Origin of the sequence: Salipiger sp. H15, assembly GCF_040409955.1 — a bacterium.
Classification (GTDB): Bacteria; Pseudomonadota; Alphaproteobacteria; order Rhodobacterales; family Rhodobacteraceae; genus Salipiger.
Map to the genome: position 1 here is coordinate 70,491 of NZ_CP123389.1, position 25,210 is coordinate 95,700.

The window sequence follows — 25,210 nt, forward strand, 5'->3', positions numbered from 1 at the left end:
CAGCCAGCGGACTCGCCCCCCTCGCCTCGATGCTAGGGCCGGGGGTGCATGGCCCCCCTTAGGCAATCCGTTCGATCGAGCCCCCCTCCAAGGGAGTAGGCCGTCCGGTGCCAGCACCGCGGCCTCCTCCATTTGGTGCGCCTCGCCCCTCCCCCTTCGGGTCATGCCCGCCTCCCCCAAGGGGGCAATCGCCTTTCGTGACGGGAGAGCTACGCCCTTCGTGCGGATCGGGCCCGGCGGGCAATGCGCCGAACCTGAACCTCTGCGAGGCGCCCCGGGGCGCCTTCGCCGTGTGCGCTGTTGCAAGCGGTCTGGGATCAGCCTGCGAGGGGTCGGAAATGTGTGGAATCGTTGGAGTCCTGATGAAGAAGCCGGCCGCGCCGGTGATGCTCGAAGCGCTCCGCCGCCTCGAGTACCGCGGCTATGACAGCGCGGGACTTGCCACGCTCGCGGGGGGCAGCCTGCAGCGGCGCAGGGCGGCGGGCCGCATCTCGGCCCTGTCGCAGCTGCTCGACAGCGAACCGCTCGCCGGAACCATCGGCATCGGCCACACCCGCTGGGCCACGCATGGCGCCGCCAGCCAGCACAACGCCCACCCGCACCGCTCGGGGCCGGTCGTGGTCGTGCACAACGGCATCATCGAGAACTGGCGCGCGCTGCGTGACGAGCTGATCGCCGGGGGCTGCGTCTTCGAATCCGAGACCGACAGCGAGGTCATCGCCCATCTCTGCGCGACGCTGCTGGCCCGCGGGCTCGACCCGCGCCGGGCGGCAATGGAAACCATCTCGCGGCTGGTCGGGGCCTATGCGCTCTGCCTGCTCTTCGAAGGGGCGGAGGACATGATGATCTGCGCCCGCCGCGGCTCGCCCCTCGCGATCGGCTACGGCGAGGGCGAGATGTTCGTCGGCTCCGACGCGCTTGCGCTCGGCCCGCTCACCGACCGCATCTGCTATCTCGCCGATGGCGACTGCGCCGTGCTGACCCGCACCGGCGCCGAGGTCTTCGATGCAAGCGGCGCGCCGGTCCAAAGGCCGATCCAGACCGTGCCGATGGAGGCGGTGCTGGTCGACAAGGCGGGCTACCGCCACTTCATGGCCAAGGAGATCCACGAACAGCCGACCGTCGCCGGATACGCGCTGGCCCGCCACCTTTCGGCCGACCGCCGTCACGTGGTCAGCGCCGCCGCCGCCATCGACTGGCGCACGCTGCCCCGCCTGTCCATCGCCGCCTGCGGCACCGCCTTCTACGCCGCCCAGGTCGCCAAGTGGTGGTTCGAGACGATCGCCCGCCTGCCGGTCGACGTCGAGATCGCCTCGGAATTCCGGTACCGCCAGCCGCCGATGACCGAAGGCGGCGCGACCCTCGTCGTCAGCCAGTCGGGCGAGACGGCCGACACGCTGGCCGCGCTGCGCTACGCCCGGTCCGCCGGGCAGACCGTCCTCGGCGTCGTCAACGTCGAGAATTCGACCATCGCCCGCGAGGCGGACATGGCGATCCCCATCCATGCCGGGCCGGAGATCGGCGTCGCCTCGACCAAGGCCTTCACCACCCAGCTGATCGCGCTGGCCTGCCTCGCCATCCACGCCGCCCGCAGCCGCCAGGCCATCACGCCGGAAACGGCGGCCGCGCTCATCGACGCGCTTTCATCCGCGCCGCGGCTGATCGCCGAGGCCATCGCGCTCGAGGACCAGATCGCCGTCGCGGCGAGGGACATCGCCGAGACCGAGAGCGCGCTCTTCATCGGCCGCGGCACGATGCACGCGCTGGCGCTCGAGGGCGCGCTGAAGCTCAAGGAGCTGACCTACATCCACGCCGAGGGCCATGCCGCGGGCGAGCTGAAACACGGCTCCATCGCGCTCGTCGACGCGACGCGCCCGATCATCGCCCTCGCGCCGCATGACGATCTTTTCGAGAAGACCGCCTCGAACATCTCCGAGGTGGCCGCCCGCGGCGGCCGCATCCTGCTGATCACCGACCGCAACGGCGCCGCCCTTGCCGGGGCCGAGGCCGCCCGCACGCTGGTCCTGCCGGAGGTGCCCGACTTCATCGCCCCCCTCGTCTACGCGATCCCCGTCCAGCTGCTCGCCTATCACGCGGCGGTGCAGCGGGGGACCGACGTCGACCAGCCCCGTAACCTCGCGAAATCGGTGACTGTCGAGTAGCGCGCGCAGGTCTGACCTCGCGGAACAACTCTTTCGGGAAGGTTGAAGATGACCGCCGGTCACAATAGTCATGACCGCGAGTCATGTCCCTCCTGCGCAATGCGCCCCTGCATCGCAGGCGCGGCCTTCCGCGCAGTCGGGACGCGAGTGAGGCCGATCCCATGGTGCAATACGCAACCGCCCTCGAAGACAAGGAAGCCCGCCGCGAGGTCATCCTCGAAGCGGCGCTCGCGCTCTTTCTCGAGGACACCCGCCGCCTGCCGACCGTCGCCGCCGTGGCCGCCCGCTCGGGTCTCGCAAAGGGGACGGTCTATCTCTACTTCGCGAGCAAGGAGCAGGTCTTCGCCTCGCTGCTGGTGCGCGAGTGGCGCGGCTTCATCGGATTGATCTCGGGTTATTTCGACGCGGCGACCGGCACGCCGGAAGACAGGCTCGCCGGGTTCATCCGCTTCTACGTCGAGCATATCCTCGCGCATCCGGCGCTGATGCGGCTCGACTCGATCGGCTACGCGGTGCTGGAACCCGCGCTGTCGGACGAGGCGCTGATCGACTTCAAGACGCAGTTCTCCGATGCGCTCGACGGCGCGGGCCAGGCCATGGAGCGGGCGCTGGACCTGCATCCGGGCGACGGCGTGACCCTGCTCTTCCGCAGCTTCGCGATGACCCGCGGCCTCTGGCAGGTGGCCGACCTTCCCGAGACCGTACGCGCCCATCCGGGCTTCGCCGGCCACCCCTTCGCGCGCGTGGACTTCGGCCGCGACCTGTCACGCGCGCTCAGCGATTACTGGCGCGGCGCCTGGGAGATGTCCCGGCGACACGCCGCGCCCTGACCGCAGCTTTTCCGTCGGGACTTCATGACACGGGCCGCAATGGGGCACGGTCTGCAGAACCCCCTGCCCTTTTCCATAGGGATGCCCGCGCTTGGCGGAGCGATCAGCACGAAGGCGGGCCTTGCGTCACGTCAGGCGGACACGGTGTCGATCGGCAGCACCGTCTGCGACTTCAACCGCTTCAGGGCGAAGTTGGCCGAGAGATCCCGGACCGGGATCGCCTCGGTGATCTGCCGCCGGATGCGCTCGAAATCGGCCATGTCGCGCACCACGATGCGCAGCACGTAGTCGTGGCTCCCGGCAAGCTGGTAGGCCTCCATGACCTCGGGCAGATCGCCCACCACCTCCTCGAAGCGGCGCTGCCAGTCCGCGCCCTGCTCGGGGGCGGACACCCCGGCAAAGACGGTCAGGCCAAGCCCCAGCCGCTCCGGATCCACCAGCGCCACGCGGCCGCGGATCACCCCGGCCTCCTGCAACTTGCGCAGGCGCTTCCAGCACGGCGTCTGCGACAGGCCCACCATATCGGCGAGCCGCGCGAGCGGCACGGTCGCGTCGGCCATCAGCGTCGCGACGATCTTGCGGTCTATGCGGTCGAGATCCATCCGGGCGCCTCCTGCGACTCGGGTCATGACCCCAGCATGTCGCTAATTTACAATAAGTCTACTGCTATTGTCGTGATTAAGAGAAAGACGACTTCTCCTGCCGCGAAATTGGTGATTTACTGCCGACATGATCACCCAGAAGACCAAATATGCCCTCAAATCGCTCATGGCGCTCGGCGCGGTGGAGCATGGCACGGCGCTGACCATCGAAGAGGTCGCGCAACGGTCGGGTGCGCCGAAGCGCTTTCTCGAGCACATCCTGCTCGACCTGCGCAAGTCGGGCTACCTCGGGGCCAAGCGAGGCCGTTCGGGCGGGTATTTCCTGATCCGCGAGCCCTCGAAGATCTCGCTCGGCGAGCTGCTGCAGCAGATCGACGGCCCCATCGCCCCGCTGCCCTGCCTCTCGCGCCGCGCCTACCGCCGCTGCGAGGATTGCACCGACGAGCAAAGCTGCCAGCTGCGCCGGGTCTTCGGCGAGATCTTCTACAGCTACCTGCTGCTGATCGAGTCGCTGACCCTGCAGGACCTGCTGAAAGACCCTGTCATTATTGGGAAATCCCTCGGAATCGAGGCCGGCCCGGACGGCCTGCAGGAAAGCGGATCATCCCAGCAGCCGGTCGCCGGAGAATAAAATTCTCCCGGCGCGGCGCAGAACGCTGAACCTCTTCTCTCGAAAACACGACTAAGACGGTGGATATTTAGGTCATTGGGCGTTCCCGCCCATGTCTTCACCGGGCGATCCCGCCCGTTTCCGAAAGGAGGACCTGAATGCCGAACGCTCTTCACACCAGGCCCAAGGGGCGGGTCCACGTGCTGCATCTCGTGGCCCGCGACACCGGCCTGCCGCTGCTGATCGGCGGACGCGAACTGACCGTGCTCGCCAGCGATCCCGATTACGCCGCCCGCGAACTCATGCGCGGCCGCAACCCCGCACAGTGGCGGGTCCGCGTGACCCGGCCCGGGCAGCTGCCCGCCTGATTTTCCCAAGGAGAGAGACCCGACATGACCCTTGCCTTCCTTCGCACCCCCGCCCCGCTGCTCGCCGCGCTTCTGGCCAGCAGCGCGGTCATGGGCCCGAGCCACGCCGCCGCCGAGACGCGGCTGCTCAACGTCTCCTATGATCCCACGCGCGAGTTCTACCGCGCCTACAACGAGCTTTTCACCAAGTGGTGGGAGGCGCAGGGCCACGAGCCCGTCACCATCGAGCAGAGCCACGGCGGCTCCGGCGCGCAGGCGCGGGCGGTGATCGACGGGCTGGACGCGCAGGTGGTGACGCTGGCGCTGGCCTCGGACATCGACGCCATCGCCGAGCGCTCGGACGTGCTGCCAAAGGACTGGCAGGCTGGCCTGCCGCACAATTCCGCGCCCTATACCTCGACCATCGTCTTCCTCGTGCGCGAGGGGAACCCCAAGGGCATCGCCGACTGGGCCGACCTGATCCGCGACGACGTGCAGGTGATCACCCCCAACCCCAAGACCTCGGGCGGGGCGCGCTGGAACTTCCTCGCCGCGTGGGGCTGGGCGCTGCACCAGCCCGGCGGCAGCGAGGAGAGCGCGCGGGACTACGTGACCGAGCTCTTCAGGCACGTGCCGGTGCTCGACACCGGGGCGCGCGGGGCGACCACCACCTTCACCCGGCGCGGCGTCGGCGACGTGCTGCTGGCCTGGGAGAACGAGGCCTTCCTCGCGCTCGACGAACTGGGCGAGGACAGTTTCGACATCGTGGTGCCCTCGGTGTCGATCCTTGCCGAGCCGCCGGTGGCGCTGGTGCCGGGCAACATCGAGGATGACGCGCAGCGCGAGGTGGCGCAGGCCTATCTCGAGTATCTCTACAGCCCCGAGGCGCAGGCGCTGGCACTCGCCAACTACTACCGCGCCTGGGACACCTCGCTGGCGGCGGATGACGACATCGAGCGTTTCCCCGAGCTCGAGCTGGTCAACATCGCCGACTTCGGCGGCTGGACCGAGGCGCAGCCGCGCTTCTTCGGCGACGGCGGCATCTTCGACCAGATCACCGCGGAGTGAGCCGGATGCTGCGCGTGGCCTCGCCCCTGCCCGGCTTCGGCCTCGGCATGGGGATCCTGCTGGCGGCCCTGACCGGCGTCGTGCTGCTGCCGCTCGCGGCGCTGCTGGGTCAGGGCATCCTCATGGGACCGGCGGAGATCGCCGGTCACCTCGCCCCGGCGCGGGTGCGCTCGGCGCTGCTGCTGTCGTTCCGGGCGGCGCTGGTCGCCTCGCTCTTCAACCTCGTCTTCGGCCTCGCGCTGGCCTGGGTGCTGACCCGCTACCGCTTCCCGGGGCGGCGGCTGATCGACGCGGCGGTGGATCTGCCCTTCGCGCTGCCGACGGCGGTGGCGGGGATCGCGCTCACCACGCTCTACGCGCCGAACGGCGTCTTCGGCCAGGCGCTGACCCCCTTCGGGATCAGCGTCGCCTACACCGAGGCGGGCATTTGGCTGGCGCTGGTCTTCGTCGGGCTGCCCTTCGTGGTGCGCACCGTCCAGCCGGTGATCGACGAGATCGACCCGGAATGGGAGGAAGCCTCGGCCACGCTCGGCGCCTCGCGGCTGCGCACCCTGCGCCGCGTGGTGCTGCCGGTGCTGACGCCCTCGCTGATGACCGGCTTCGCGCTGGCACTGGCGCGCTCGGTCGGCGAGTTCGGCTCGGTCATCTTCATCGCCGGCAACCTGCCGGGAAAGACCGAGATCGCGCCGCTGCTGATCGTCATCCGGCTCGAGGAATACGACTACGACGCGGCCGCCGCCATCGGCCTCGCCATGCTCGGCATCTCGTTCGCGATGCTGCTCTTCATCAACGCCACACAGGTCTGGACCCGAAGGAGGATCGGCCATGTCTGACCCAAACCCCTCTCGCCCGAGCCTGCCCTGCGCCTGCCGCGGCACCATCCGGCTGCGCAGACTTCCCGCCGGCAGCGGCTTCGCCATCGGCGGCGCCTTCGGCGCGATCGGCCTCGCCGCCGCGCTGGTGCTCTGGAACGCGGGCGCGCCGCTCTGGGTGGTCCTGCTCGTCTACATGACCCTGCCCGGAACGCTGCTTGCCGCGCTCTTCCTCGCCACCCGCCCCCTGCCGCCACGGACCACAGCGCACCACCTGCGCGAGGAGAACCGCCATGTCTGAGGCCAGCCTGCCCCACCGCGTCACCACCGAGGCGCCGCCGGTCCGCGCCCTGCTCACCCTCGCCGTGCTGGCGCTGACCCTCGTGCTGCTGATCGCGCCGCTCGCCGTGGTCTTCGCCGAGGCGCTGCGCGACGGGCTCGGCGCCGCGCTCGCCTCGCTGACCGAGCGCGACGCCTGGTCGGCGATCCGGCTCACCCTGCTGGTCGCCGCAGTCTCGGTGCCGCTCAACGCCGTCGTCGGCCTCGCCGCCGCCTGGGCCATCGCCAAGTTCGACTTCCGCGGCAAGGCGGTGCTCATCACCCTCATCGACCTGCCCTTCTCGGTCTCGCCGGTGGTTGCGGGCCTCGCGCTGGTGCTGCTCTACGGCTCGCACGGCTGGCTCGGGGTCTGGCTGCAGGCGCATGACCTCAGAATCGTCTTCGCCTTCCCCGGCCTCCTGCTGGCGACGCTCTTCATCACCTTCCCCTTCGTCGCGCGCGAACTCATCCCGGTGATGACCGAGCAGGGCCGCGCCGAGGAGGAGGCGGCGCTGACCCTCGGCGCCTCGGGCTGGCACATGTTCCGCACCGTGACCCTGCCCAACGTCCGCTGGGCGCTGCTCTACGGCGTGCTGCTCTGCAACGCGCGCGCCATGGGGGAATTCGGCGCGGTAGCGGTGATCTCGGGCAAGATCCGCGGCCAGACCACCACCATGCCGATCATGATCGAGATGCTCTACAACGAGTATCTCTCGGTCGCCGCCTTCTCGATGGCGGCGCTGCTGGCGGCGCTCGCGCTGCTGACCCTCGCCCTGAAATCCCTGCTGGAATGGCGCCACGCGGACCTGCTGTCCGCCACGCGCCGGCATTGAGAGGAGACCCCCATGCATATCGACATCGACGAGATCTCCAAGAGCTTCGGCACCACCACCGCGCTGCACCCCGTGTCCCTGTCCATCCCCTCGGGCGCCATGGTCTCGCTGCTCGGCCCCTCGGGCTCGGGCAAGACCACGCTGCTGCGGATCATCGCCGGGCTCGAACAGCCAAGCGCCGGCCGGGTACTGCTCGACGGCAAGGACGCCACCGGCACGCCGGTGCAGCACCGCCGGGCGGGCTTCGTCTTCCAGAGCTACGCGCTTTTCCGCCACATGACCGTCTTCGAGAACATCGCCTACGGGCTGCGCGCCCGGCCGCGCCGCAGCCGCCCCGGTCGCGCCGAGATCGAACGCCGCGTCGAGCGGCTGCTCGAGCTCATCCAGCTGCCGCAGATCGCCGCGCGCTACCCCAGCCAGCTGTCGGGCGGCCAGCGCCAGCGCGTCGCGCTTGCCCGGGCGCTCGCCACCGAGCCGCGCATGCTGCTGCTCGACGAGCCCTTCGGTGCGCTCGACGCGCGGGTGCGGCGCGAACTCCGCGCCGGGCTGCGCGAGATCCACGACGCCACCGGGCTGACCACGGTCTTCGTCACCCATGACCAGGAAGAGGCGCTGACCCTCGCCGACCGCGTCGCGGTGATGTCGATGGGGCGGATCGAGCAGGTCGGCGCGCCCTCCGAGATCCGCGGCCACCCGGCGAGCGACTTCGTGCGCAGCTTCGTCGAGCCGGGTGCGGGGGCCGGGGTCGCCCAGCCGGAAAGGGCGCTCGACAGGGCAGCGGCGCCGAGATAGCACGAGCGCGCCGGCACCCCGGCGCCGTCCCGCATCGGGGCGGCGCGGCTGCCGGCGCGAAAGGGAACACATGTCCGAGCCCTGCCCCTCCGGGTCCGCAAGATGAGAAGCCCGCTCTTCCGCAGCATCCTCTCGGTCGGAAGCTGGACCCTGCTGAGCCGCCTCGTCGGCTTCGTGCGCGACCTGATGATCGCCGCCTACCTCGGCACGGGGCCGGTCGCGCAGGCCTATCTCGTCGCCTTCAGCCTGCCCAACATGTTCCGCCGCTTCTTTGCCGAGGGCGCCTTCAACACCGCCTTCGTGCCGATGTTCGCGCATCGGCTCGAGGCCGGCGACAACCCGCGCGGCTTTGCCGAAGAGGCCTTCTCGGGGCTCTTCACGGTGGTGCTCGCGGTGTCGATGCTGGCGCATCTGGCGATGCCCTGGCTGGTCGCGCTGCAGGCGAGCGGCTTCATCGGCGACGCGCGGTTCGACCTCGCGGTGCTCTACGGGCGCATCTGCTTTCCCTACATCCTCTTCATCTCGCTGACCGCGCTGCTCTCGGGCCTGCTGAACGCCGGCGGCCGCTTCGTCGCCGCCGCCGCCGCGCCCGTGCTGATGAACCTCATCCTTATCGCCGCGATGCTGATGGCGGACCGGCTCGGCTGGGACATGGGCCTTGCCATGGCCTGGTCGACACCGGTCTCGGGCCTTGCGCAGCTTGCCACGGTCTGGTGGGCGGCGCGGCGGATGGGCTTTTCCCTGCGCCTGCGCCGACCGCGGCTGAGCCCGGACATGCGGCGGCTGCTGGCGATCGCGGCCCCGGCGGTGCTGGCCGGCGGGGTGGTGCAGGTGAACCTGCTGGTCGGGCGGCAGGTCGGGTCCTTCTTCGACCACGGCATCGCCTGGCTGACAAATGCCGACCGGCTCTACCAGCTGCCACTGGGGGTGGTCGGGATCGCCATCGGCATCGTGCTCCTGCCCGAGATTTCGCGGCGGCAGAAATCCGGCGACCGGGCCGGTGCCCGCCACGCCTTCAACCGCGCCGCCGAACTTGCGCTGCTGCTGACGGTGCCCGCCGCCGTGGCGCTGATCCTCGCCGCCGAGCCGCTGATCTCCGTGCTCTTCCGCCGCGGCGCCTTCCTGCAGTCCGACGTCGGCCCGACCGCGCTCGCCCTCGCGATCTACGGCGCGGGGCTTCCGGCCTTCGTGCTGCACAAGGTGCTGCAACCGCTCTACTTCGCACGCGGCGACACGCGCGCCCCGTTCCGCTTCGCGCTCTGGTCGATGGTGGTGAATGCCGTCGTCGCCCTCGGCCTCGCGCCGCTCATCGGCTTTTCCGCCTCGGCCCTCGGCACGACGGTCGCCGGGTGGACCATGGTGCTGCAGCTCTGGCGCGGCGTTCGGGGCTTCGGCGAGACCGCCCGCCTCGACGAGCGGCTGCGCCGGCGCGCGCCGCGCATCCTGCTGGCCTCGGCGGTCATGGGGGTGGCGGTCTGGACCCTGCGCCACATGCTGGGCGACGCCTTCGACACCCCCGGCACGCGCTATCTCGCGCTCGGCGCGCTGGTGATCGGCGGGACCGTCACCTACCTGCTGGCGGGATGGCTCTTCGGCGCGGTCCGGCCCGGCGACCTCGGCCTGCGCCGCCGCCGCCGGTGACCCCGCGGCTCAGTGACGGCGGACGATGACCGCGTAGCTCACGTAACGATCCGTGGCATTGCGGAAGGTGACCGGGCTCGGCGCGCCGAGCGACATGCTGTCACCGGCGCCGAGGGTCTCGGCCTCGCCGCCGCAGACCACGGTCAGCTCGCCCTCGAGAACCCAGATGAGCTGGCTGATGAAGGTGAAGGCCCCGGCGGGGAACCCGGCCTCGGACCGCGGCGGCAGCACCACCTTCGTCACGTCCATCCCGGTTGCCGACCCGTGCGGCGACACGGTTTCGCGCGAGAGCCGGGTCTTCGGATCGAAGAACGGCACGCGATCTGCCTGCCGCGCCACGCGCTGCTGCGCCATCGCCGGCTGCGCGACGAGTTCCGAGACCGTCATGCCGAAGGCCGCCGAGAGCTTGCCCACCATCTCGATCGTCGGGCTGCTCTGCCCGCGCTCGAGCTTGTTGATCATGCCCTGCGACACCCCCGCCCGCTCGGCCAGCTGCTGCCGGCTCCACCCGGCATGGCGCCTGAGCTCGAAGAGCCGCTCCGCAAAGCCCTGCGCAGCGCCGGCGGGTGCCCCGGTCGCGGGCGTCGTCGCTTCGGTCATCTCCCGCGGGTCTCAATGCCTGCCGGGGTTGCCCCGCCGCCTCCCGCGCAGATTGTCCAGGAGAGGCATTGATTACTATAGTAACCATCCGCGCCCCCGACACCCGGGAAGCCACCCGATGTTCTTCGACCAGCCGACATCCACACTCCTTCCACCTTCCTGCCCCGCTCTCAGCCCGAAATCCCGGAAGGAAATCCACCAAGGCCGGGCTATCCCGATCCCGACACGGGTTGCGCTTTTGTGTACTATAGTGGAAATCAGGCGCAAGCACCACCGACTCAGAGAGGGTCACATGCGGATACGCGACGCGGAAGCGGGCGACATCGACGCCATCACCGCCATCTACAACGACGCCGTGCGCAACACGACCGCGATCTGGAACGACAGGACCGTGGACAGCGCCAATCGGCACGCCTGGTGGACCGACCGCCAGCGCGCGGGCTACCCGGTGCTCGTGGCGCAATCCGACACGGGCGAGGTGATCGGCTACGCCACCTTCGGCGACTGGCGCGCCTTCGACGGCTACCGGCACACGGTCGAGCATTCGGTCTACGTCCTCGGCAGCCAGCGCGGCGGCGGCGTGGGACGGGTGCTGATGGTCGCGCTCATGGAGCGGGCGCGGGCGCTCGGCAAGCACGTCATGGTCGCCGGCATCGAGGCGGGCAACACCGCGTCGATCCGCCTGCACGAGAAGCTGGGGTTCGAGAAGGTCGGCCACCTTTCGGAAGTCGGCACCAAGTTCGGCGCGTGGCTCGATCTCGCCTTCATGCAGATCCGCCTCGACAGCCGCGAGCAGCCCGACCAGATCGCCTGACCACTTTCCGCCGGGCCCCCGCGCAGGCGGGACCCGGCGCCGCCTCGCTCAGGCCTTGATCAGCATCTTGCGCGGGATGTCGCAGAAGACCTCGGGCGTGCCCTCGGTGATGGCGATGGATTCCGTGGTCTCGTAGCCCCAGTTCTCCATCCAGAGCCCGGTCATGAAGTGGAAGGTCATGCCCGGCTGCAGCACCGTCCGGTCGCCGCGGCGGATCGACATGGTGCGCTCGCCCCAGTCGGGCGGGTAGCTGAGGCCGATGGAGTAGCCCGCCCGGTTGTCCTTCTCGATGCCGAATTTCTCGAGCGTGCCGAAGAAGGCCTTGGCCATGTCCTCGCAGAGGTTGCCCGCCCGCGCCGCCTCGAGCCCCGCCTCCATGCCCTCGAGCACCGCCTTCTCGGCGTCGAGGATCTCCTGCGGCGGGGTGCCGAGGTAGATCGTCCGCGAGAGCGGCACGTGGTAGCGCTGGTAGCATCCGGCGATCTCGAAGAATGTGCCCTCGCCCGCCTTCATCGGCAGGTCGTCCCAGGTGAGGTGCGGCGCGGCCGCGTCCGGCCCCGAGGGCAGCAGCGGCACGATCGCCGGATAGTCGCCGCCATGGCCGTACCATTCGTCATAGCGCAGCCCCGCGTCATAGATCTCGGCCACGAGATCGCACTTGCGGATGCCGACCTCGACCTTGTCGGCGATGCGGTGGTGCATGCGCTCGACGATGCGCGCGGCTTGGCGCATGTAGTCGAGTTCCTTGGGGGATTTCACCGCGCGCTGCCAGTTGATGAAGCCGGTGATGTCCTTGAATTTCGCATCGGGAAGGCCGTTCTGCAGCCTTTCGTAGGCGCGGGCCGAGAACCAGTAGTTGTCCATCTCGACGCCGATCCGGCCCTTGTCCCAGCCGCGCTCGACCAGCTTGGCGCAGAGGTACTCCATCGGGTGGCGTTCGGTCGACTGCACGTAGTGGTCGGGATAGCCGATGACCTGCTCGGGCGGCATCCAGACGGTGCGGTAGGCGCCGTTGGCATCCTGCCCGCGCCCGAACCATACGGGCGGTCCGTCCGGCCCGACGAGCACGCACTGGTGCACGTAGAAGGACCAGCCGCCGTAGCCCGCGACCCAGGCCATGTTCGACGGATCGCTGAGGATCAGCAGGTCGAGCCCCTCGCGTTCCATGCGGGCGCGGATCTTCTCGAGCCGGGCCTCGTATTCCTCGGTCGTGTATCGCTCGGGGGTTCGCTGGAGTTCGGGCATTCGGACCTCTGTGACAGATACGGCACGCGCGCGGGCGGCGACGGGCTGCCGCGAAACCCCTTGCGCGTCTTGAACAACGTCCCCGGACCGTCGCCCGAGATCCCCCTCATGTCCAGTCCCGACCGGTGCAAGACCAAGGTCCGCCCCGCACCCTCCCCGCCGCGCTTGATTTCGGGGCAGCCACCCGCGTCAGGTCGCGGTGACCTCCGCCAGCGCCTCGAGCAGCGCGCGGGTACAAGCCGGGCGTTCGCCGTTCTCCGGTGTCACGACGACGATGGACCGCTGGTAGAGATGCCCGTCCGGCAGCGGCACCGCGCCCCGCAGCCCCGGCCAGTCCGGCACCACCGACACGCCCGCGCCCTGCCGCACCATCTCGGAGATCGCCTCGAGCCCGTCGAGCGCGCAGAGCCGCTGCGCCGCGATGCCGTGATCGTCGAGATAGCGCTGCGCGATCCGCCCGCCCCAGCTGCGCGGGTCATAGGCGACATGCGGATGCCCGGCGAAGAGCTCGGCCACGGGGCGATGCGCCTCACCCGCCGGAGCCAGCAGCACCAACGGCTCGCGCCGCAGCTCGAGCAGCCGGATCCGCTCGAGCGGCGGGACACCGGGCGCGACGATCAGCGCGGCGTCGAGCCGCCCCTCCAGCACCGCCTCGTGCAGCGCCTGCGAACTCCCCGGCTCGATCTCGAGCGTGACCCCCGGCGCGATGCGGCGCAGCGCCTTCAAGAGGTCGGGCACGATCCCGGTCAGCATGGTCGAGATCGCGCCAAGCCGCACGACCCCCTCGGCCACGCCCGGCGCGGCGCGCTGCTTCAGCGCCCGAGTCTGCGCCACGACCTGCCGCATCGGCTCGAGCAGGTCGAGGCAGCTGCGCGTCGGCACGGCGGCATTGGCCTTGCGGGTCAGCAGCTGCACGCCAAGCTCCCGCTCCAGCACCTGTATCCGCTGGCTCGTCGCGGCGGGGGTCAGGTTCTGCGCCCGCGCCGCCGCCACGATCGAGCCGGTCTCGACCACGCTCAGCAGGCTCTCGAGAAACCGGGTGTCCATCGGAAAAACCTTTTCTCAGACACAGAACAATGCGTTTTTCCTTTTTGTCGGATGGCTCTACTGCTGTCATCCGAAAACAGGAGACCCTTGATGAAATCCCTCTTCCACCTCGCCATCCATGTCACCGATCTCGACGAGACCCGCCGCTTCTACGGCGACGTGCTGGGTTGCGAGGAAGGCCGTTCGACCGACACATGGGTCGATTTCGACTTCTTCGGCCACCAGCTTTCGTTCCATCTCGGCAAGCCCTTCGAGACCACGCGCACCGGCAAGGTCGGCGATCACATGGTCATGATGCCCCATATGGGCGTGGTGCTGGCCCTGCCGGACTGGCTGGCACTCGCCGAGCGGCTGGAGAAGCACGGCATCGCCTTCGACATCCCGCCGGTGATCCGCTTCGAGGGCGAGCCGGGCGAGCAGCGCACGATGTTCTTCTTCGACCCCTCGGGCAATCCGATCGAGATCAAGGGCTTCGCCGATTTCGCCGGTCTCTTCGCGCGCTGAGATCTTGCGTGCACGTGGGCCCGCCCCCCTGCCGGGTGCGGGCCCTTTCCGCTACAAGAACCCGAGCAGGCCTTTCTGCTTCGCGATCTCGACCCAGTTCCGCACGCACATCTCGATCAAGTCGGCCCCGCCTTGCGCACCGACAGGAGGGCCGAGGGATAGATCGCGGCCAAGCCCGGCTCGGCGGTCACGAAGGCGTCGTCGGGCAGCAGCCTGTCCAGCGGTGCGCTCGTCGTGGGTCGGTACGTGTTCGATATCGGAGCAGCCCTGCCCGCCCTCGTGCCAGCCGATCATCGTCTCGCAGGGTAGCCCGAAGGCATGGCTGGCGGCATGCTGGTCGGGCATCTTCAGGATGATCTGGCCGCCGGGCATCGCGGTCGCGGACATCCGGTCTTCCTTTCCTTGCCGGGCGGCATCTGTCCTGCAGCGGCACTCCGCACCCGACCCGGAGATTTTTTCCCCGGCGTTCCCGATGATTGCAAGACCGGCCATGCGCCGGAGAGCGGCTGGAGCCTGCGCCCCCTCGAAATCCGCGGGCGGGCTCCTATCTTCCACATCGGGGCCTCCGCGACCTTTCGGGACGACGGTTGGCGAACGCATCCCAAGCGCCCTTCTTCGCCGGACAGCCTGAACATGGTCACCCCCGCCCCCTTCCCCCGCAGGCGCCTCGTGCCGACCGGCGCGGCCGCGCGGCGGGACCGAGGGAGAGCCCCTGCGCGCCCTATGTGGTTGCGCAGCGCCGCGCGGCACGGCAAGAGTGGGCGGCCATGACCACCACGACGATCACGCGACGGATCGGGGCGCTTGTCCTGCTGCTCGGCCTGCTGGCCGGGCTGGTCGTGTACCCGTCGCCGAAGGTGCCGCTGGCCAGCGTGCGGCAGGCGGCCGAGACGATTGCCAGCTACGTGCTCACCGAGGCCAAGGGCGTCGTGCGCCCCGCCGCGGTCGAGCGCGCCGGCGATCCGACCGTGCCCGACCCGCTCTTCCTGCACGCGCTGACGCCCACGCTCGCGGTCCTCGCCCCGCCCTCCGCGGCCTCGTTCCGGCTCGCCTGGGCCGTCACGCGCGCGCTCTACCGCCGCGCCGGGCAGAAGGTCCACCCGCCGCGCGCACCCCCCGCAGCATGATCCCGCGAAGCCCCCGCCACGCCTGATCCCGATCAGGGACGGGCGCCGGGGCACCCATATCACGACAAGACCAAGACATATCGACACGTCCCGCACCGCCATGGCGACGGGATCTGTCCGGGATCCGACATGCAAAGACCAACCTTGTGGAAACGCCTCGGGGTGTGGGGCGTCTGCCTCCTCTGCCTCTGGCTCGCCCTGCCGAACGCCTTCTATGCGCGCGTCGAGCAGCACAACGACCTCGTCGCGCAAAACGCGACGGACACCACCGCCTCCGGCAGCGCGAGCTGGCCGAGCTGGCTTGCCTCCGACCTCGTGAACCTCGGGCTCGACCTGCGCGGCGGCGCGCATCTTCTGGCCGAGGTCGACGTCGACGGCGTCGCGCGCGAGCGCATGGACACGCTCTGGCCCGACCTGCGTGACGCGCTGCGCAACCTGCGCGCACAGGTCGGCACGCTGCGCCGCGTCGACGCCCCCGTCGGCGAGCTGCGCGTCTCGATCTCCGAGCCGCAGGGCATGGACGCCGCGCTGCAGGCCGCGCGCGGCTTCGCGACCCCGGTCACCTCGCTTTCCGGCGCCGGGCAGTCCGACATCGAGGCCTCGGCCGAGGGCAGCACCCTCGTCATCCGCTACACCGAGGCGGGCCGCGCCGAGATGGCCGACCGCGTCGTGGCGCAGAGCCTCGAGATCATCCGTCGCCGCATCGACGAGGCGGGCACGCGCGAGCCCACCATCCTGCGCCAGGGCCAGGACCGCATCCTCATCGAGGTGCCGGGCATCGACAGCGCCGAAACGCTGAAGAGCCTCATCGGCACCACCGCGCGGCTCTCGTTCAACCCGGTGCTCGGCACCGGCGCCGGCGCGGGCTCCGACACGCTGTCGCTGCCCTCCGCCGACCAGCCGGAGGTCATCTACAACCTCGACCCGCGGGCCGTGGTCACCGGCGAGGATCTCGTCGACTCCAAGCCCAGCTTCGACCAGAACGGCCGCCCCGCGGTGACCTTCCGCTTCGACACCTCGGGCGCCCGCGCCTTCGGCGACTACACCGCCGCGCATATCGGCGAGCCCTTCGCCATCGTGCTCGACGGCAAGGTGCTCTCGGCCCCGGTGATCCAGAGCCACATCCCCGGCGGTTCGGGGATCATCACCGGCCACTTCACCGTCGAGCAGTCGACCGAGCTCTCGCCGTGCTGCTGCGCGCCGGCGCCCTGCCCGCCGAGCTGCACTTCCTCGAAGAGCGGACCATCGGGCCGGAGCTCGGCCAGGACAGCATCGACGCGGGCAAGCTGGCGACCGGCGTGGCCTTCGTCGCGGTGCTCGGCTTCATGTGGGCGAGCTACGGTCTCTTCGGGGTCTTCGCCAATATCGCGCTGATCGTGAACATCGGCCTGATCTTCGGCCTGCTGTCGCTCATCGGCGCGACGCTCACGCTGCCCGGCATCGCCGGCATCGTGCTGACCGTCGGCATGGCGGTCGACGCCAACGTGCTGATCTTCGAGCGCATCCGCGAGGAGCTGAAGACCGCGCGCGGCCCGGCCCGGGCGATCGAGCTCGGCTACGAGAAGGCGCTGTCGGCGATCATCGACGCCAACCTGACCACCATCATCACGGCGATCATCCTCTATGTCATGGGCTCGGGTCCGGTGCGCGGTTTCGCCATCACCCTCGGCCTCGGCATCGTCACCTCGGTCTTCACCGCGATCTTCGTCACCCGGCTGCTGATCGCGATCTGGTACGACCGCCGCCGTCCCAAAACCATCGAGGTCTGAGCCATGCGTCTTCGAGTCATTCCCGACAACACCAGCTTCGACTTCTTCAAGCGCTGGAAGCTGTGGCTGGGCATCTCCGGGCTCATGCTGGTGCTCGCCATGGCGAGCTTCGGCATCCGCGGCCTGAACTACGGCATCGACTTCCGCGGCGGCACCACGATCCGCACGCAGAGCGCCGAGCCGGTGGACGTGGGCGCCTACCGCGACGCGCTCGGCGCGCTGGGGCTGGGCGATGTGGTCATCTCCGAGGTGTTCGACCCGGCCTTCGGGCCGGACCAGAACGTCGCCATGGTGCGCATCCAGGCGCAGGACGAGGCCGAGGCGGTCACCCCCGAAACCATCAGCGCGGTCGAGGCGGCGCTGCAGGGCGTCTCGCCGGACATCGAGTTCGTCTCGGTGGAATCGGTGGGGCCCAAGGTCTCGGGCGAGCTGATCTGGACCGCGGTCGAGGCCGTGGTCCTGTCGATCGCCGCGGTGCTGATCTACATCTGGCTGCGCTTCGAGTGGCAGTTCGCCGTCGGCGCGGTGCTGGCGCTGGTGCATGACGTGATCCTGACGATCGGCGTCTTCTCCGAGCTGCAGATGAAGGTCGACCTGACCATCGTCGCGGCGCTGCTGACCATCCTCGGCTACTCGATCAACGACACGGTGGTGGTCTTCGACCGGGTGCGCGAGAACCTGATCAAGTACAAGAAGACGGACCTGAAGGAGGTGCTGAACCTCTCGGCCAACGAGACTCTGAGCCGGACGCTGATGACCTCGTTCACCACGCTGGTCGCGCTGATCGCGCTGCTGGTGCTGGGCGGCGACGTGATCCGCGGCTTCGTCTTCGCGAGCGCGAGGCGGCGCTGGCCGCCACCCACAGCTGAGCCATTGCTCCCCGCCCGCGACCTGCGGGCGGGGACACCGTAAGGCGGTTCAGTCCTTGCCCATCCGCAGCCGCCGCTCCACGCCATGCCCGGCGCGCGCGGTCACGGGATCCTGCGTCTCCATGCGCCGGCGCAGGTACATCCACAGCAGCGCCATCACCCCGATCGAGAAATACCCGTCCACCGCGTAGTGATAGCCGCTCCAGATCGACAGGAGCAGGATCGCGCCGCAGAAGAGTGCCGCCGGGAAAGCCAGCAGCACCGAGCGCTCGCCGCAATAGAGCGCCACGACGGTCGCCACAGACACGTGCACCGAGGCAAAGGCCGAGATGCCGGTGCCAAAGCCCTCGCGCCCCGCGGCATACATGTCCCACAGGTAGTCCTGCAGCGCGCCCATCACCGTGCGGTCGAGCCCCGCGAAATGCAGCGTCCGGGTCAGCGCGGCGAAGCGGTCGCTGTCGTAGAGCCGGTCGTAGAAGATCGGCCCCACCGACATGCCGCTCAGCGCCAGCACGTTGCCGATGACGATCCAGCTTGCGCAGTAGAGCACGAGGTAGCGCTTCACCCGCACCGGGTCGTCGTCGGTGGCGATCAGGATCACCGGGAAGAGGAAGGCCGCGACCAGCCAGGGCCCCTGGTAGAGCGGCGTAAGGCTGAGCATGGTCTGCGCCCCGAACAGCCGGTTGATGACCGCCCAGGGGTCGGTGTGCCCGTGCAGCCAGGCGTCGAACCGCGCGAGATAGGGGTCGGCGTAATAGGGAACGATCGACGGCATCGTCGTCTTGAACATGGTGAACCCGACGTGCAGCGAGAGGATCGCGGCATAGACCATGGCGACGGTGCCGACCGCCCCGGCGGTGCCCGTGCCCCGCCGCGTCTCGGCGCGGACGGCCCAGAGCGACACCAGCCCGGCGGCCAGCCAGAGATACCAGAGCGAGACGTCGAGATCGCCGGACACCGTTCCCAGCACGTCGGCCACCACCCCGTCGCGGAACAGGATGGCGATCAGGAACGAGACCAGCGCGTAGCCGATGCCGAAGGCGAAGAAGGCCCGGGATGGCGCCAGGGTCATGGCCACCTCGTCAGAGCGGAAGATTTCAACATGTCCTTCACGAGCAGATTGTCACGAACTCGACATGTAGGAGACCTTAGGCCCCTTTGTAGTCAAGGGGCTGGATAATCCGCGCGGCCCGCTCCCGCTGGCGGATCCCTGCTCTCAGGCACCGGGAGCGAGCGCCGCGCGGATTGCATCCATCGTCGCCAGCATGTCGAGCGTGTCCGTCAGCGGCCGTTTCGGCGTCTCGGTGAGCCCGGCGGCGATGCAGCGCGCGACCTCTGCCGCCTCGTAGAAAAGCCCGTCGAAATGCCGCCCCGCCGGCTCCACGTAGTCGAGCACGGTGCCACCATCGGCCGAGATCACCCGGAACGGCCCCGGCAGGTTGAACTCGCTGCCGAACCGCACCGTGCCCTTCGTGCCGACGATCGCCGCGTTGGTCGGGGTGATCCCGTAGAGCGTCGTGGACATGGTGCCCTGGTTGCCCCGCGCATCGGCAAGGATCACCGACAGCTGCCCCTGCACCCCGCTTTCGTCCATCTGCGCAAGGCCCAGCACCTTCTCCGGCACGCCGAGCAGCCGGGTCAACAGCGACACCGGGTAGGTGCCGAGATCGTTGAGCGGCCCGCCCGCCAGCGCCGGATCGAAGATGCGGTGATCGCGGGTGAAATACTCGCCGTACTCGGTGTGCACCGACTTGATCTCGCCAAGCGCGCCCGAGGTGAGGATCTGGTCCAGCACGTCGAACTTCGGCAGGAAGTAGGTCCAGAGCGCCTCGGCGAGGAAGAGCCCGCGCGCGAGGGCCAGTTCGGCGAGCCGCACGCCGTCGGCATGGCTCAGAACCATCGGCTTTTCCACCAGCACGTTCCTGCCCGCGCTCAGCGCCATCTCGGCATGGGCGGCGTGCAGGTTGTGCGGCGTGGCGACGTAGATCACGTCGAGCGAGGGATCATTCACCAGCGCCTCGTAGCTGCCGTGGGCGGTGGGGATCCGCCAGTCCGCCGCGAAACGGTCGGCGCTCTCCTGCGAGCGCGAGCCGACCGCCGCGATCTCCTGCGTGGTATGGGCGCGCACCGACTCGATGAAGCGCTGCGCGATCCAGCCTGTGCCGAGCAGGCCCCAGCGCAGCGCCGGGGCCGCCATCGGGTCCGGCACGCGCGAGGCGGGCAGTGCCGAAGGAAAGCTCATGCGGGCACGCCCTGCGGCCGGTTGGCGGGCGCGGTGCTTCCGACCCGCTCCCAGACCCCGCTTGCCAGCGAGCGCTCCATGGCGTCCATGATGCGCATGTTCTCCAGCCCGAAGGCGAAGTTCGGGGCGCAGTCCGCATCCGACATGATACCCTCGACGAGGTCGCGCACCTCGATCACCTTCACGTCGAAATAGCCGAGCCCGCCCCCGGCGAAGTCGAAGGGGAAGAAGGCCGAGAACTGCGGCACCTGGCTGCCCGCCAGCAGCGTCTTGAAGCCGCGGTCGGGCTTCTCGTCGCCGAAGCGCGCGATCTTCAGCTCGTTGAAGCGCTCGCCGTCCATCAGGATCGTCCCCGTGGTGCCCGAGACCTCCCAGTAGACGCCGAAGACCTTGCCCGCCGAGACGCGCGAGGCCTCGATCGTGCCCCCCGCGCCGCTCTCGAAACGCACGAGTGTCTGGATCTGGTCCTCGTTCTCGACCGCGCGGCGCGGCGCACCCTCGCTGGCCTTGGCGCCGTAGCCCGCCGCGCCCTGCGGCACCGGACGGCTCGGGAAATAGGTCTGGCTCTGCGCGATGGTGCTCTCGATCCCGCCCATGAGGTACTGCGCCACCGAGATCACGTGGCTGCCAAGATCGCCGAGCGCGCCCGACCCCGCCTCGCGCCGCGTGCAGCGCCACGAGAACGGCAGCTCGGGGTCGTTGAAGAAGCCCTGGTCGAACCAGCCGCGGAAGCGCATCGGCGTGCCGATCTCGCCCCGGTCGATCAGCTGCTTCGCCAGCATGGCCGCAGGGGTCTTCACGTTGTTGAAGGCGACCATGGTCTTCACCCCGGCGGCGGCCGCCGCGGCGGCCATCGCCTCGGCCTCGGCCAGCGTCACCGAGAGCGGCTTTTCGCAATAGACGTGCTTGCCCGCCGCGATCGCCGCCATCGCCATGTCGAAATGCAGCGCGTTTGGCGAGGTGATGTCGACCACGTCGACACCCGGATCAGCCACCAGCGCGCGCCAGTCGCCGGTGCTGCGCTCGAAGCCGAAGCGCGCGGCCGCCTCCGCCGCCAGTTCCTCGGTCGCATCGGCCAGCATGTAGGGATGCGGCACGGCGGGAAGGTCGCGGTACAGCATCGCGGCACGGCGGAAGGCGTCGGCATGGGCCTGCCCCATGAAGCCCGATCCGATGAGGCCGATGTTCAGTCTCTTCTGCATGTCTCTCTCCTGCTCAGGCGGGCAAGGCGGCAAAGGCCGCGCGGATGTGGTCGAAGGCGCGGGTCACGGCGGCGCGCGGCGGGGCGATGGCGGGGTCCTGCTCGGCCTCGACGATCAGCCAGCCGCGGTAGTCGCCTCCGGCGGCGAAACGGACCAGCGGGCCGAAATCGAGCGCGCCGTCGCCGGGCACGGTGAACATCCCCTGCCGCACCCCCTCGTTGAAGCTGGCATCGCGGTCGCGCACCTGCCGCATGGCGCTGCTGCGCACGTCCTTGAGGTGGATGTGCGCGATCCGATCGCCGAAGCGCTCGATGAGCCGCGTGTAGCTGAAGCCCGAGGCGACGGCGTGGCCGGTGTCGAGCAACAGCCCCACGTCCGGCCCGCAGCGCCCGAGGATGTCCGAGATCTCCTCGAAGGTCTCGGCGATCATCATCAGGTGGTGGTGATAGGCCAGCCGCAGCCCGTACTCGCCCAGCAGGTGACGGGCAAACCCGGTGAGCCGCTCGGCATAGCCCGGAACCTCGCGCGGCAGCATCACCCGGCGGCGCGACATCGGCGCATCGAGCGGCGCGCCCGGTGCCATCATCGCCACCTCGCCATAGACCATCACCCCGCAGCCCATCGCCTGCAACAGCCGTGCGTGGGGGGCCACTGCCGCGAGCTCGGCGGCGACGTCGCGCTCGGCCAGCTCGCCCGAGTACCAGCCCGAGGCGAGGGAAAGCCCGTGGCCCTTCAGCAGAGGCGCCAGAAGCTCGGGCCGGCGCGGGAACTTGCGGCCGAGCTCGACCCCTTCGTAGCCCGCCTCCGCCGCGTCGCGCAGGCAGGTCTCGAGCGGGATGTCCGCGCCCAGATCCTCCAGCACGTCATTGGCCCATGAGAGCGGGCTCACCCCGAGCCGCAGCCCCGGCGGCAGGAAATCGGTTGCGCTCATCGGGTCCTCCTCCCGTGCTGCGGCTGTCATTCCGGGCGCCAGTCCGGGCTCATCGCCACGGCCTGCCCGGTCTCGTTCGACCGGATCGCCGCCTCGACCAGCCGCTGCGCCTCGAGCCCGTCGCGCGCCGTGGCGAGCGGCGGGGTGCCGTGCTCGATCAGCCCGGCGAAGGCGGCCATCTCGTCGCGGTAGGCCTGCGCGAAACGCTCGAGGAAATAGTTCATCGGCGGCGGCGCCAGCGTGCCCTCGGGGCGCACCACGTGCAGCGTGCCCTGCGGCGCGTTCTCGACCCGCAGCACCTCGCGCGCACAGATCGCCTCGAGCCGCTGGTCGTAGCCCATCGGCCCGCGCCGGCAGTTGACCACCTGCGCCAGCCGCCCGCTCACCGTGACGAGGGTGATCATCAGCGTGTCGACATCCCCCGCCGCGCCGATCTCGGGCGAAATGAGGCAGGAGCCCCGCGCGTAGACCGAGGCGATCTCCTCGCCGAGCAGGAAGCGCGCCATGTCCATGTCATGGATCGCCGTGTCGCGGAACATGCCGCCCGAGCTTTTCACATAGGAGACCGGCGGCGGCGCCGGGTCGCGCGATTGCATGATGAGGTGCTCGAGCCGCCCCGCCTCGCCGCTTGCCACCCGCGCCTGCAGCGCCCGGAACGAGGCATCGTAGCGCCGCTGGAAGCCCAGCATGCAGGGGATGCCCGCCGCCTCGACCGCCGCCACCGCCTTCTCGGTGAGCGCGAAATCGAGGCTCACCGGCTTCTCGCAGAACACCGCCTTGCCGGTCTCGGCGGCGCGGTGCAGCAGCGGCGCGTGGCTGCTGGTGGAACTCGCGACGATGATGCCGTGCAGCTTGGGGTCGGCAAAGACCTGCTCGGCGCTGACGATGCGCGCGCCGGTCGCCCTGGCGAGATCCTCCCGCGCCGGGCCCTCGAGCGGGTCGACGATGTACTTCACGTGCAGCCCGGGCTGCGCCGCCGCGTTGCGGGCGTGGATCTGCCCGATGCGGCCGGCCCCGAAAACGGCAAGCTGGACCATGTGCTCTCCTCCCTCCTTCGGCGCGCCGCTACAGCAGGTGCGCGACCTGCGGCGCGGGCACGAAGCGCCATTTGCGCAGCGGCCCGGCCATGACGTTGAGGTAATACATCTCGAACCCGTGCGGCGCGCCGCAGGGGTGGTGGCCGCGCGGCACGCAGACCACGTCGTGGTCATGCACCGCCATGGTCTCGTCGAGCAGCCGGTCGTCGGTGTAGACGCGCTGGATGCCGAAACCGTCGCCCGGGTTCAGCCGGTGGTAGTAGGTCTCCTCGAGATAGGTGATGCGCGGGAAGTCGTCCTCGTCGTGGCGGTGGCTCGGGTAGGACGACCAGTTGCCCGCCGGGGTGAAGACCTCGGTGACCAGCAGGCTGTCGCAATAGTCCTCGTTCTCCATGGCGATATTGTTGATGTGGCGGGTGTTCGCCCCCTCGCCGCGCTGGGTGAGGCTGATCCCCTCCGGCCCGATCCGCCGCGCCGCGTGCCCGCCCCTGCCCGGCGCCGAGCAGACCGCGAGCGTGCAGTCGGTGGTGGCCTCGGCGCTCCAGTCGCTGCCGTCCGGCAGGTAGAGGCAATGCGGCGGGCTCTTCTCGAAGACGCTCATCCGCGCGCCGAGCTCGCCCCAGTCCTGTCCCGCGCCGGTGAGCCTCGCCCTGCCCTCGACCAGCACGAGGATCACCTCGCGCTCGCCGGTGGCCTCTGACACGCGCTCGCCCGCGCGCAGCCGGTAGAGCGAGAAGCCGACGTAGCGCCAGCCAGCGCTCGCCGGGGTGATCTCGTGCACCTTGCCATGGGTGCCGAAAGGGTGGTGAAGAAGGTGGCTCATCTGCCCGGTGTCCCTGTCCTGTTTCCCTGACGCGCTCACGCCTCCTGCGGGGTGATCAGCCCGACCTTGGCCGAGAGCGCCTTCAGCGTCCGCAGCCCGAGCCCCTGGTACTCGAGCGGATTGCGGACTGCGCTGTCCTGCTCGGCCTCGATGACGATCCAGCCCGAATACCCGTGCTCCGCCGCGACCCTCAGCACCGGCTCGAAGTCGACGCAGCCCTCGGGATCGCCCGGCACGGTGAAGGTGCCGCGCCGCACCCCCTCGAGGAAACTCAGGCCCTTTTCGCGCACCTCGCGGGCCACCTCGGGGCGCACGTTCTTGCAGTGGATGTGGCTCACCCGGTCCATGTATTGCCGCGCCAGCGCCTCGGGATCGGCGCCGCCGAACCAGGCATGGCCGGTGTCGAGCAACAGCCGCGTGTGCGGCCCCGCCATCTCCATGAAGCGCGCGATGTCCCCCGCGCTCTCGATGATCGTGCCCATGTGGTGGTGATAGCCCATCGCCACCCCCTCCTCGGCGGCGACGCGCGAGAGCTCCTCGTAGCCGCGCGAGAAGCGGTCCCACTCGGCCTCACTCATCACCGGGCGGTCGTTCACCGCCACCGCGTCATTGCCATGCACCGTGTTCGAGCATTCGCATGCGTTGATGTGATCGCCCCCCGCCGCCTTGGTGAAGGCGATCCAGTCGCGCAGCGCCCGCACCTCGGCCTGCAGGTCGTTCACCAGCAGGCCCGTCGAGAACCAGCCCGCCGCAAAGCGCAGCCCGAACCCGGCGAGCACGGCTTTCAGCGCGGCGCCGTCCTCGGGCATCTTGTGGCCCTTCTCGATGCCGTCGAAGCCGAGCGTCCGACAGTCGCCTAGGCAATCCTCGAGGCTCAGGTGATCGCCGATCGACCAGTCGTCGTCGTTCGACCAGGCGATGGGGTTGGTGCCGAAACGGATCATCTCTCTCTCCCGATCCTTGTCATGTCCATGTCGCCGAGGGC

The 25,210-nt window shown here is 69.7% G+C and carries 26 protein-coding genes and 1 pseudogene; 15 read left to right on the top strand and 12 right to left on the bottom strand.

Features of this window, described 5'->3' with window-relative positions:
* The first annotated feature begins 338 nt into the window (after positions 1-338).
* On the top strand, positions 339-2,162 hold the full coding sequence (gene glmS / locus PVT71_RS27675; RefSeq protein ID WP_353476568.1) for a glutamine--fructose-6-phosphate transaminase (isomerizing): 1,824 nt from the start codon (positions 339-341) through the stop codon (positions 2,160-2,162).
* A gap of 161 nt (positions 2,163-2,323) precedes the next feature.
* Entirely contained in the window at positions 2,324-2,992 is a 669-nt protein-coding gene (locus PVT71_RS27680; protein WP_353476569.1) for a TetR family transcriptional regulator, read from the top strand.
* Between the two features lie 131 nt (positions 2,993-3,123).
* Here the strand turns inward: PVT71_RS27680 and PVT71_RS27685 are convergent, their stop codons facing one another.
* Positions 3,124-3,594 (bottom strand): Lrp/AsnC family transcriptional regulator, encoded by a 471-nt coding sequence (locus PVT71_RS27685; protein WP_353476570.1) that lies wholly within the window; start codon positions 3,592-3,594, stop codon positions 3,124-3,126.
* Between the two features lie 127 nt (positions 3,595-3,721).
* Here PVT71_RS27685 and PVT71_RS27690 point away from each other — a divergent pair, with 127 nt between their 5' ends.
* The 8 genes from PVT71_RS27690 (at position 3,722) to murJ (ending at position 10,015) form a co-directional block, all read left to right on the top strand.
* Complete coding sequence (locus tag PVT71_RS27690; protein WP_353476571.1) at positions 3,722-4,225, top strand: Rrf2 family transcriptional regulator; 504 nt, start codon at positions 3,722-3,724, stop codon at positions 4,223-4,225.
* Positions 4,226-4,362: 137 nt separating this feature from the next.
* On the top strand, positions 4,363-4,572 hold the full coding sequence (locus PVT71_RS27695; protein WP_353476572.1) for a hypothetical protein: 210 nt from the start codon (positions 4,363-4,365) through the stop codon (positions 4,570-4,572).
* Positions 4,573-4,662: 90 nt separating this feature from the next.
* Positions 4,663-5,619, top strand: a complete 957-nt coding sequence (locus PVT71_RS27700; protein ID WP_353476708.1) for a sulfate ABC transporter substrate-binding protein — start codon at positions 4,663-4,665, stop codon at positions 5,617-5,619.
* Between the two features lie 5 nt (positions 5,620-5,624).
* Positions 5,625-6,452: a sulfate ABC transporter permease subunit CysT gene (cysT, locus tag PVT71_RS27705; RefSeq protein WP_353476573.1), complete on the top strand. Its 828-nt coding sequence runs from the start codon at positions 5,625-5,627 to the stop codon at positions 6,450-6,452.
* The gene (locus PVT71_RS27710) at positions 6,445-6,732 is read left to right on the top strand and encodes a hypothetical protein (protein ID WP_353476574.1); all 288 of its coding nucleotides are present in this window, start codon (positions 6,445-6,447) and stop codon (positions 6,730-6,732) included. Before cysT ends, PVT71_RS27710 begins: the two co-directional genes overlap by 8 nt.
* Complete coding sequence (gene cysW, locus PVT71_RS27715; protein ID WP_353476575.1) at positions 6,725-7,582, top strand: sulfate ABC transporter permease subunit CysW; 858 nt, start codon at positions 6,725-6,727, stop codon at positions 7,580-7,582. The genes PVT71_RS27710 and cysW overlap by 8 nt, the downstream gene beginning before the upstream one ends.
* 12 nt (positions 7,583-7,594) lie before the next feature.
* Complete coding sequence (gene cysA / locus PVT71_RS27720; RefSeq protein WP_353476576.1) at positions 7,595-8,374, top strand: sulfate ABC transporter ATP-binding protein; 780 nt, start codon at positions 7,595-7,597, stop codon at positions 8,372-8,374.
* Between the two features lie 102 nt (positions 8,375-8,476).
* On the top strand, positions 8,477-10,015 hold the full coding sequence (murJ, locus tag PVT71_RS27725; RefSeq protein ID WP_353476577.1) for a murein biosynthesis integral membrane protein MurJ: 1,539 nt from the start codon (positions 8,477-8,479) through the stop codon (positions 10,013-10,015).
* A gap of 9 nt (positions 10,016-10,024) precedes the next feature.
* Here the strand turns inward: murJ and PVT71_RS27730 are convergent, their stop codons facing one another.
* The gene (locus tag PVT71_RS27730) at positions 10,025-10,615 is read right to left on the bottom strand and encodes a helix-turn-helix domain-containing protein (protein WP_353476578.1); all 591 of its coding nucleotides are present in this window, start codon (positions 10,613-10,615) and stop codon (positions 10,025-10,027) included.
* A gap of 292 nt (positions 10,616-10,907) precedes the next feature.
* On the opposite strand from PVT71_RS27730, the gene PVT71_RS27735 reads away from it, so the two are divergent.
* Positions 10,908-11,429, top strand: coding sequence for an N-acetyltransferase family protein (locus PVT71_RS27735; protein ID WP_353476579.1), 522 nt, complete (start codon positions 10,908-10,910; stop codon positions 11,427-11,429).
* 48 nt (positions 11,430-11,477) lie between these two features.
* Here PVT71_RS27735 and doeA read toward each other — a convergent pair whose 3' ends face one another.
* Positions 11,478-12,674 carry an ectoine hydrolase DoeA gene (gene doeA / locus PVT71_RS27740; protein ID WP_353476580.1) on the bottom strand — a complete coding sequence of 399 codons (1,197 nt, stop codon included), beginning with the start codon at positions 12,672-12,674 and terminating at the stop codon, positions 11,478-11,480.
* Positions 12,675-12,863: 189 nt separating this feature from the next.
* Positions 12,864-13,721, bottom strand: coding sequence for a LysR family transcriptional regulator (locus PVT71_RS27745; RefSeq protein WP_353476581.1), 858 nt, complete (start codon positions 13,719-13,721; stop codon positions 12,864-12,866).
* 90 nt (positions 13,722-13,811) lie between these two features.
* Here PVT71_RS27745 and PVT71_RS27750 point away from each other — a divergent pair, with 90 nt between their 5' ends.
* Positions 13,812-14,225 carry a VOC family protein gene (locus PVT71_RS27750; RefSeq protein ID WP_353476582.1) on the top strand — a complete coding sequence of 138 codons (414 nt, stop codon included), beginning with the start codon at positions 13,812-13,814 and terminating at the stop codon, positions 14,223-14,225.
* A gap of 51 nt (positions 14,226-14,276) precedes the next feature.
* Here the strand turns inward: PVT71_RS27750 and PVT71_RS27755 are convergent, their stop codons facing one another.
* A complete protein-coding gene (locus PVT71_RS27755; RefSeq protein WP_353476583.1) occupies positions 14,277-14,612 on the bottom strand; it encodes a hypothetical protein in 336 nt (111 codons plus the stop codon).
* Positions 14,613-14,992: 380 nt separating this feature from the next.
* On the opposite strand from PVT71_RS27755, the gene PVT71_RS27760 reads away from it, so the two are divergent.
* The 3 genes and pseudogenes from PVT71_RS27760 (at position 14,993) to secF (ending at position 18,033) form a co-directional block, all read left to right on the top strand.
* Positions 14,993-15,352 carry a hypothetical protein gene (locus PVT71_RS27760; RefSeq protein WP_353476584.1) on the top strand — a complete coding sequence of 120 codons (360 nt, stop codon included), beginning with the start codon at positions 14,993-14,995 and terminating at the stop codon, positions 15,350-15,352.
* Positions 15,353-15,481: 129 nt separating this feature from the next.
* Positions 15,482-17,121 (top strand): annotated as a pseudogene (secD, locus tag PVT71_RS27765) (protein translocase subunit SecD).
* A gap of 3 nt (positions 17,122-17,124) precedes the next feature.
* Complete coding sequence (secF, locus tag PVT71_RS27770; RefSeq protein ID WP_353476585.1) at positions 17,125-18,033, top strand: protein translocase subunit SecF; 909 nt, start codon at positions 17,125-17,127, stop codon at positions 18,031-18,033.
* A gap of 6 nt (positions 18,034-18,039) precedes the next feature.
* Here the strand turns inward: secF and PVT71_RS27775 are convergent, their stop codons facing one another.
* From PVT71_RS27775 to iolE (PVT71_RS27805), 7 genes are all read right to left on the bottom strand, one after another.
* Positions 18,040-19,062, bottom strand: coding sequence for a phosphatase PAP2 family protein (locus tag PVT71_RS27775; protein WP_353476586.1), 1,023 nt, complete (start codon positions 19,060-19,062; stop codon positions 18,040-18,042).
* Positions 19,063-19,206: 144 nt separating this feature from the next.
* Complete coding sequence (locus tag PVT71_RS27780) at positions 19,207-20,232, bottom strand: Gfo/Idh/MocA family oxidoreductase (RefSeq protein WP_353476587.1); 1,026 nt, start codon at positions 20,230-20,232, stop codon at positions 19,207-19,209.
* The gene (locus PVT71_RS27785; protein WP_353476588.1) at positions 20,229-21,434 is read right to left on the bottom strand and encodes a Gfo/Idh/MocA family oxidoreductase; all 1,206 of its coding nucleotides are present in this window, start codon (positions 21,432-21,434) and stop codon (positions 20,229-20,231) included. Before PVT71_RS27785 ends, PVT71_RS27780 begins: the two co-directional genes overlap by 4 nt.
* Positions 21,435-21,447: 13 nt before the next feature.
* On the bottom strand, positions 21,448-22,365 hold the full coding sequence (gene iolE / locus PVT71_RS27790; RefSeq protein ID WP_353476589.1) for a myo-inosose-2 dehydratase: 918 nt from the start codon (positions 22,363-22,365) through the stop codon (positions 21,448-21,450).
* Between the two features lie 26 nt (positions 22,366-22,391).
* Positions 22,392-23,402, bottom strand: coding sequence for an inositol 2-dehydrogenase (gene iolG, locus PVT71_RS27795; RefSeq protein ID WP_353476590.1), 1,011 nt, complete (start codon positions 23,400-23,402; stop codon positions 22,392-22,394).
* 28 nt (positions 23,403-23,430) lie between these two features.
* Positions 23,431-24,225 carry a 5-deoxy-glucuronate isomerase gene (iolB, locus tag PVT71_RS27800; RefSeq protein WP_353476591.1) on the bottom strand — a complete coding sequence of 265 codons (795 nt, stop codon included), beginning with the start codon at positions 24,223-24,225 and terminating at the stop codon, positions 23,431-23,433.
* A 35-nt stretch (positions 24,226-24,260) separates the two neighbouring features.
* Positions 24,261-25,169, bottom strand: coding sequence for a myo-inosose-2 dehydratase (gene iolE, locus PVT71_RS27805; RefSeq protein ID WP_353476592.1), 909 nt, complete (start codon positions 25,167-25,169; stop codon positions 24,261-24,263).
* Positions 25,170-25,210 lie beyond the last annotated feature (41 nt).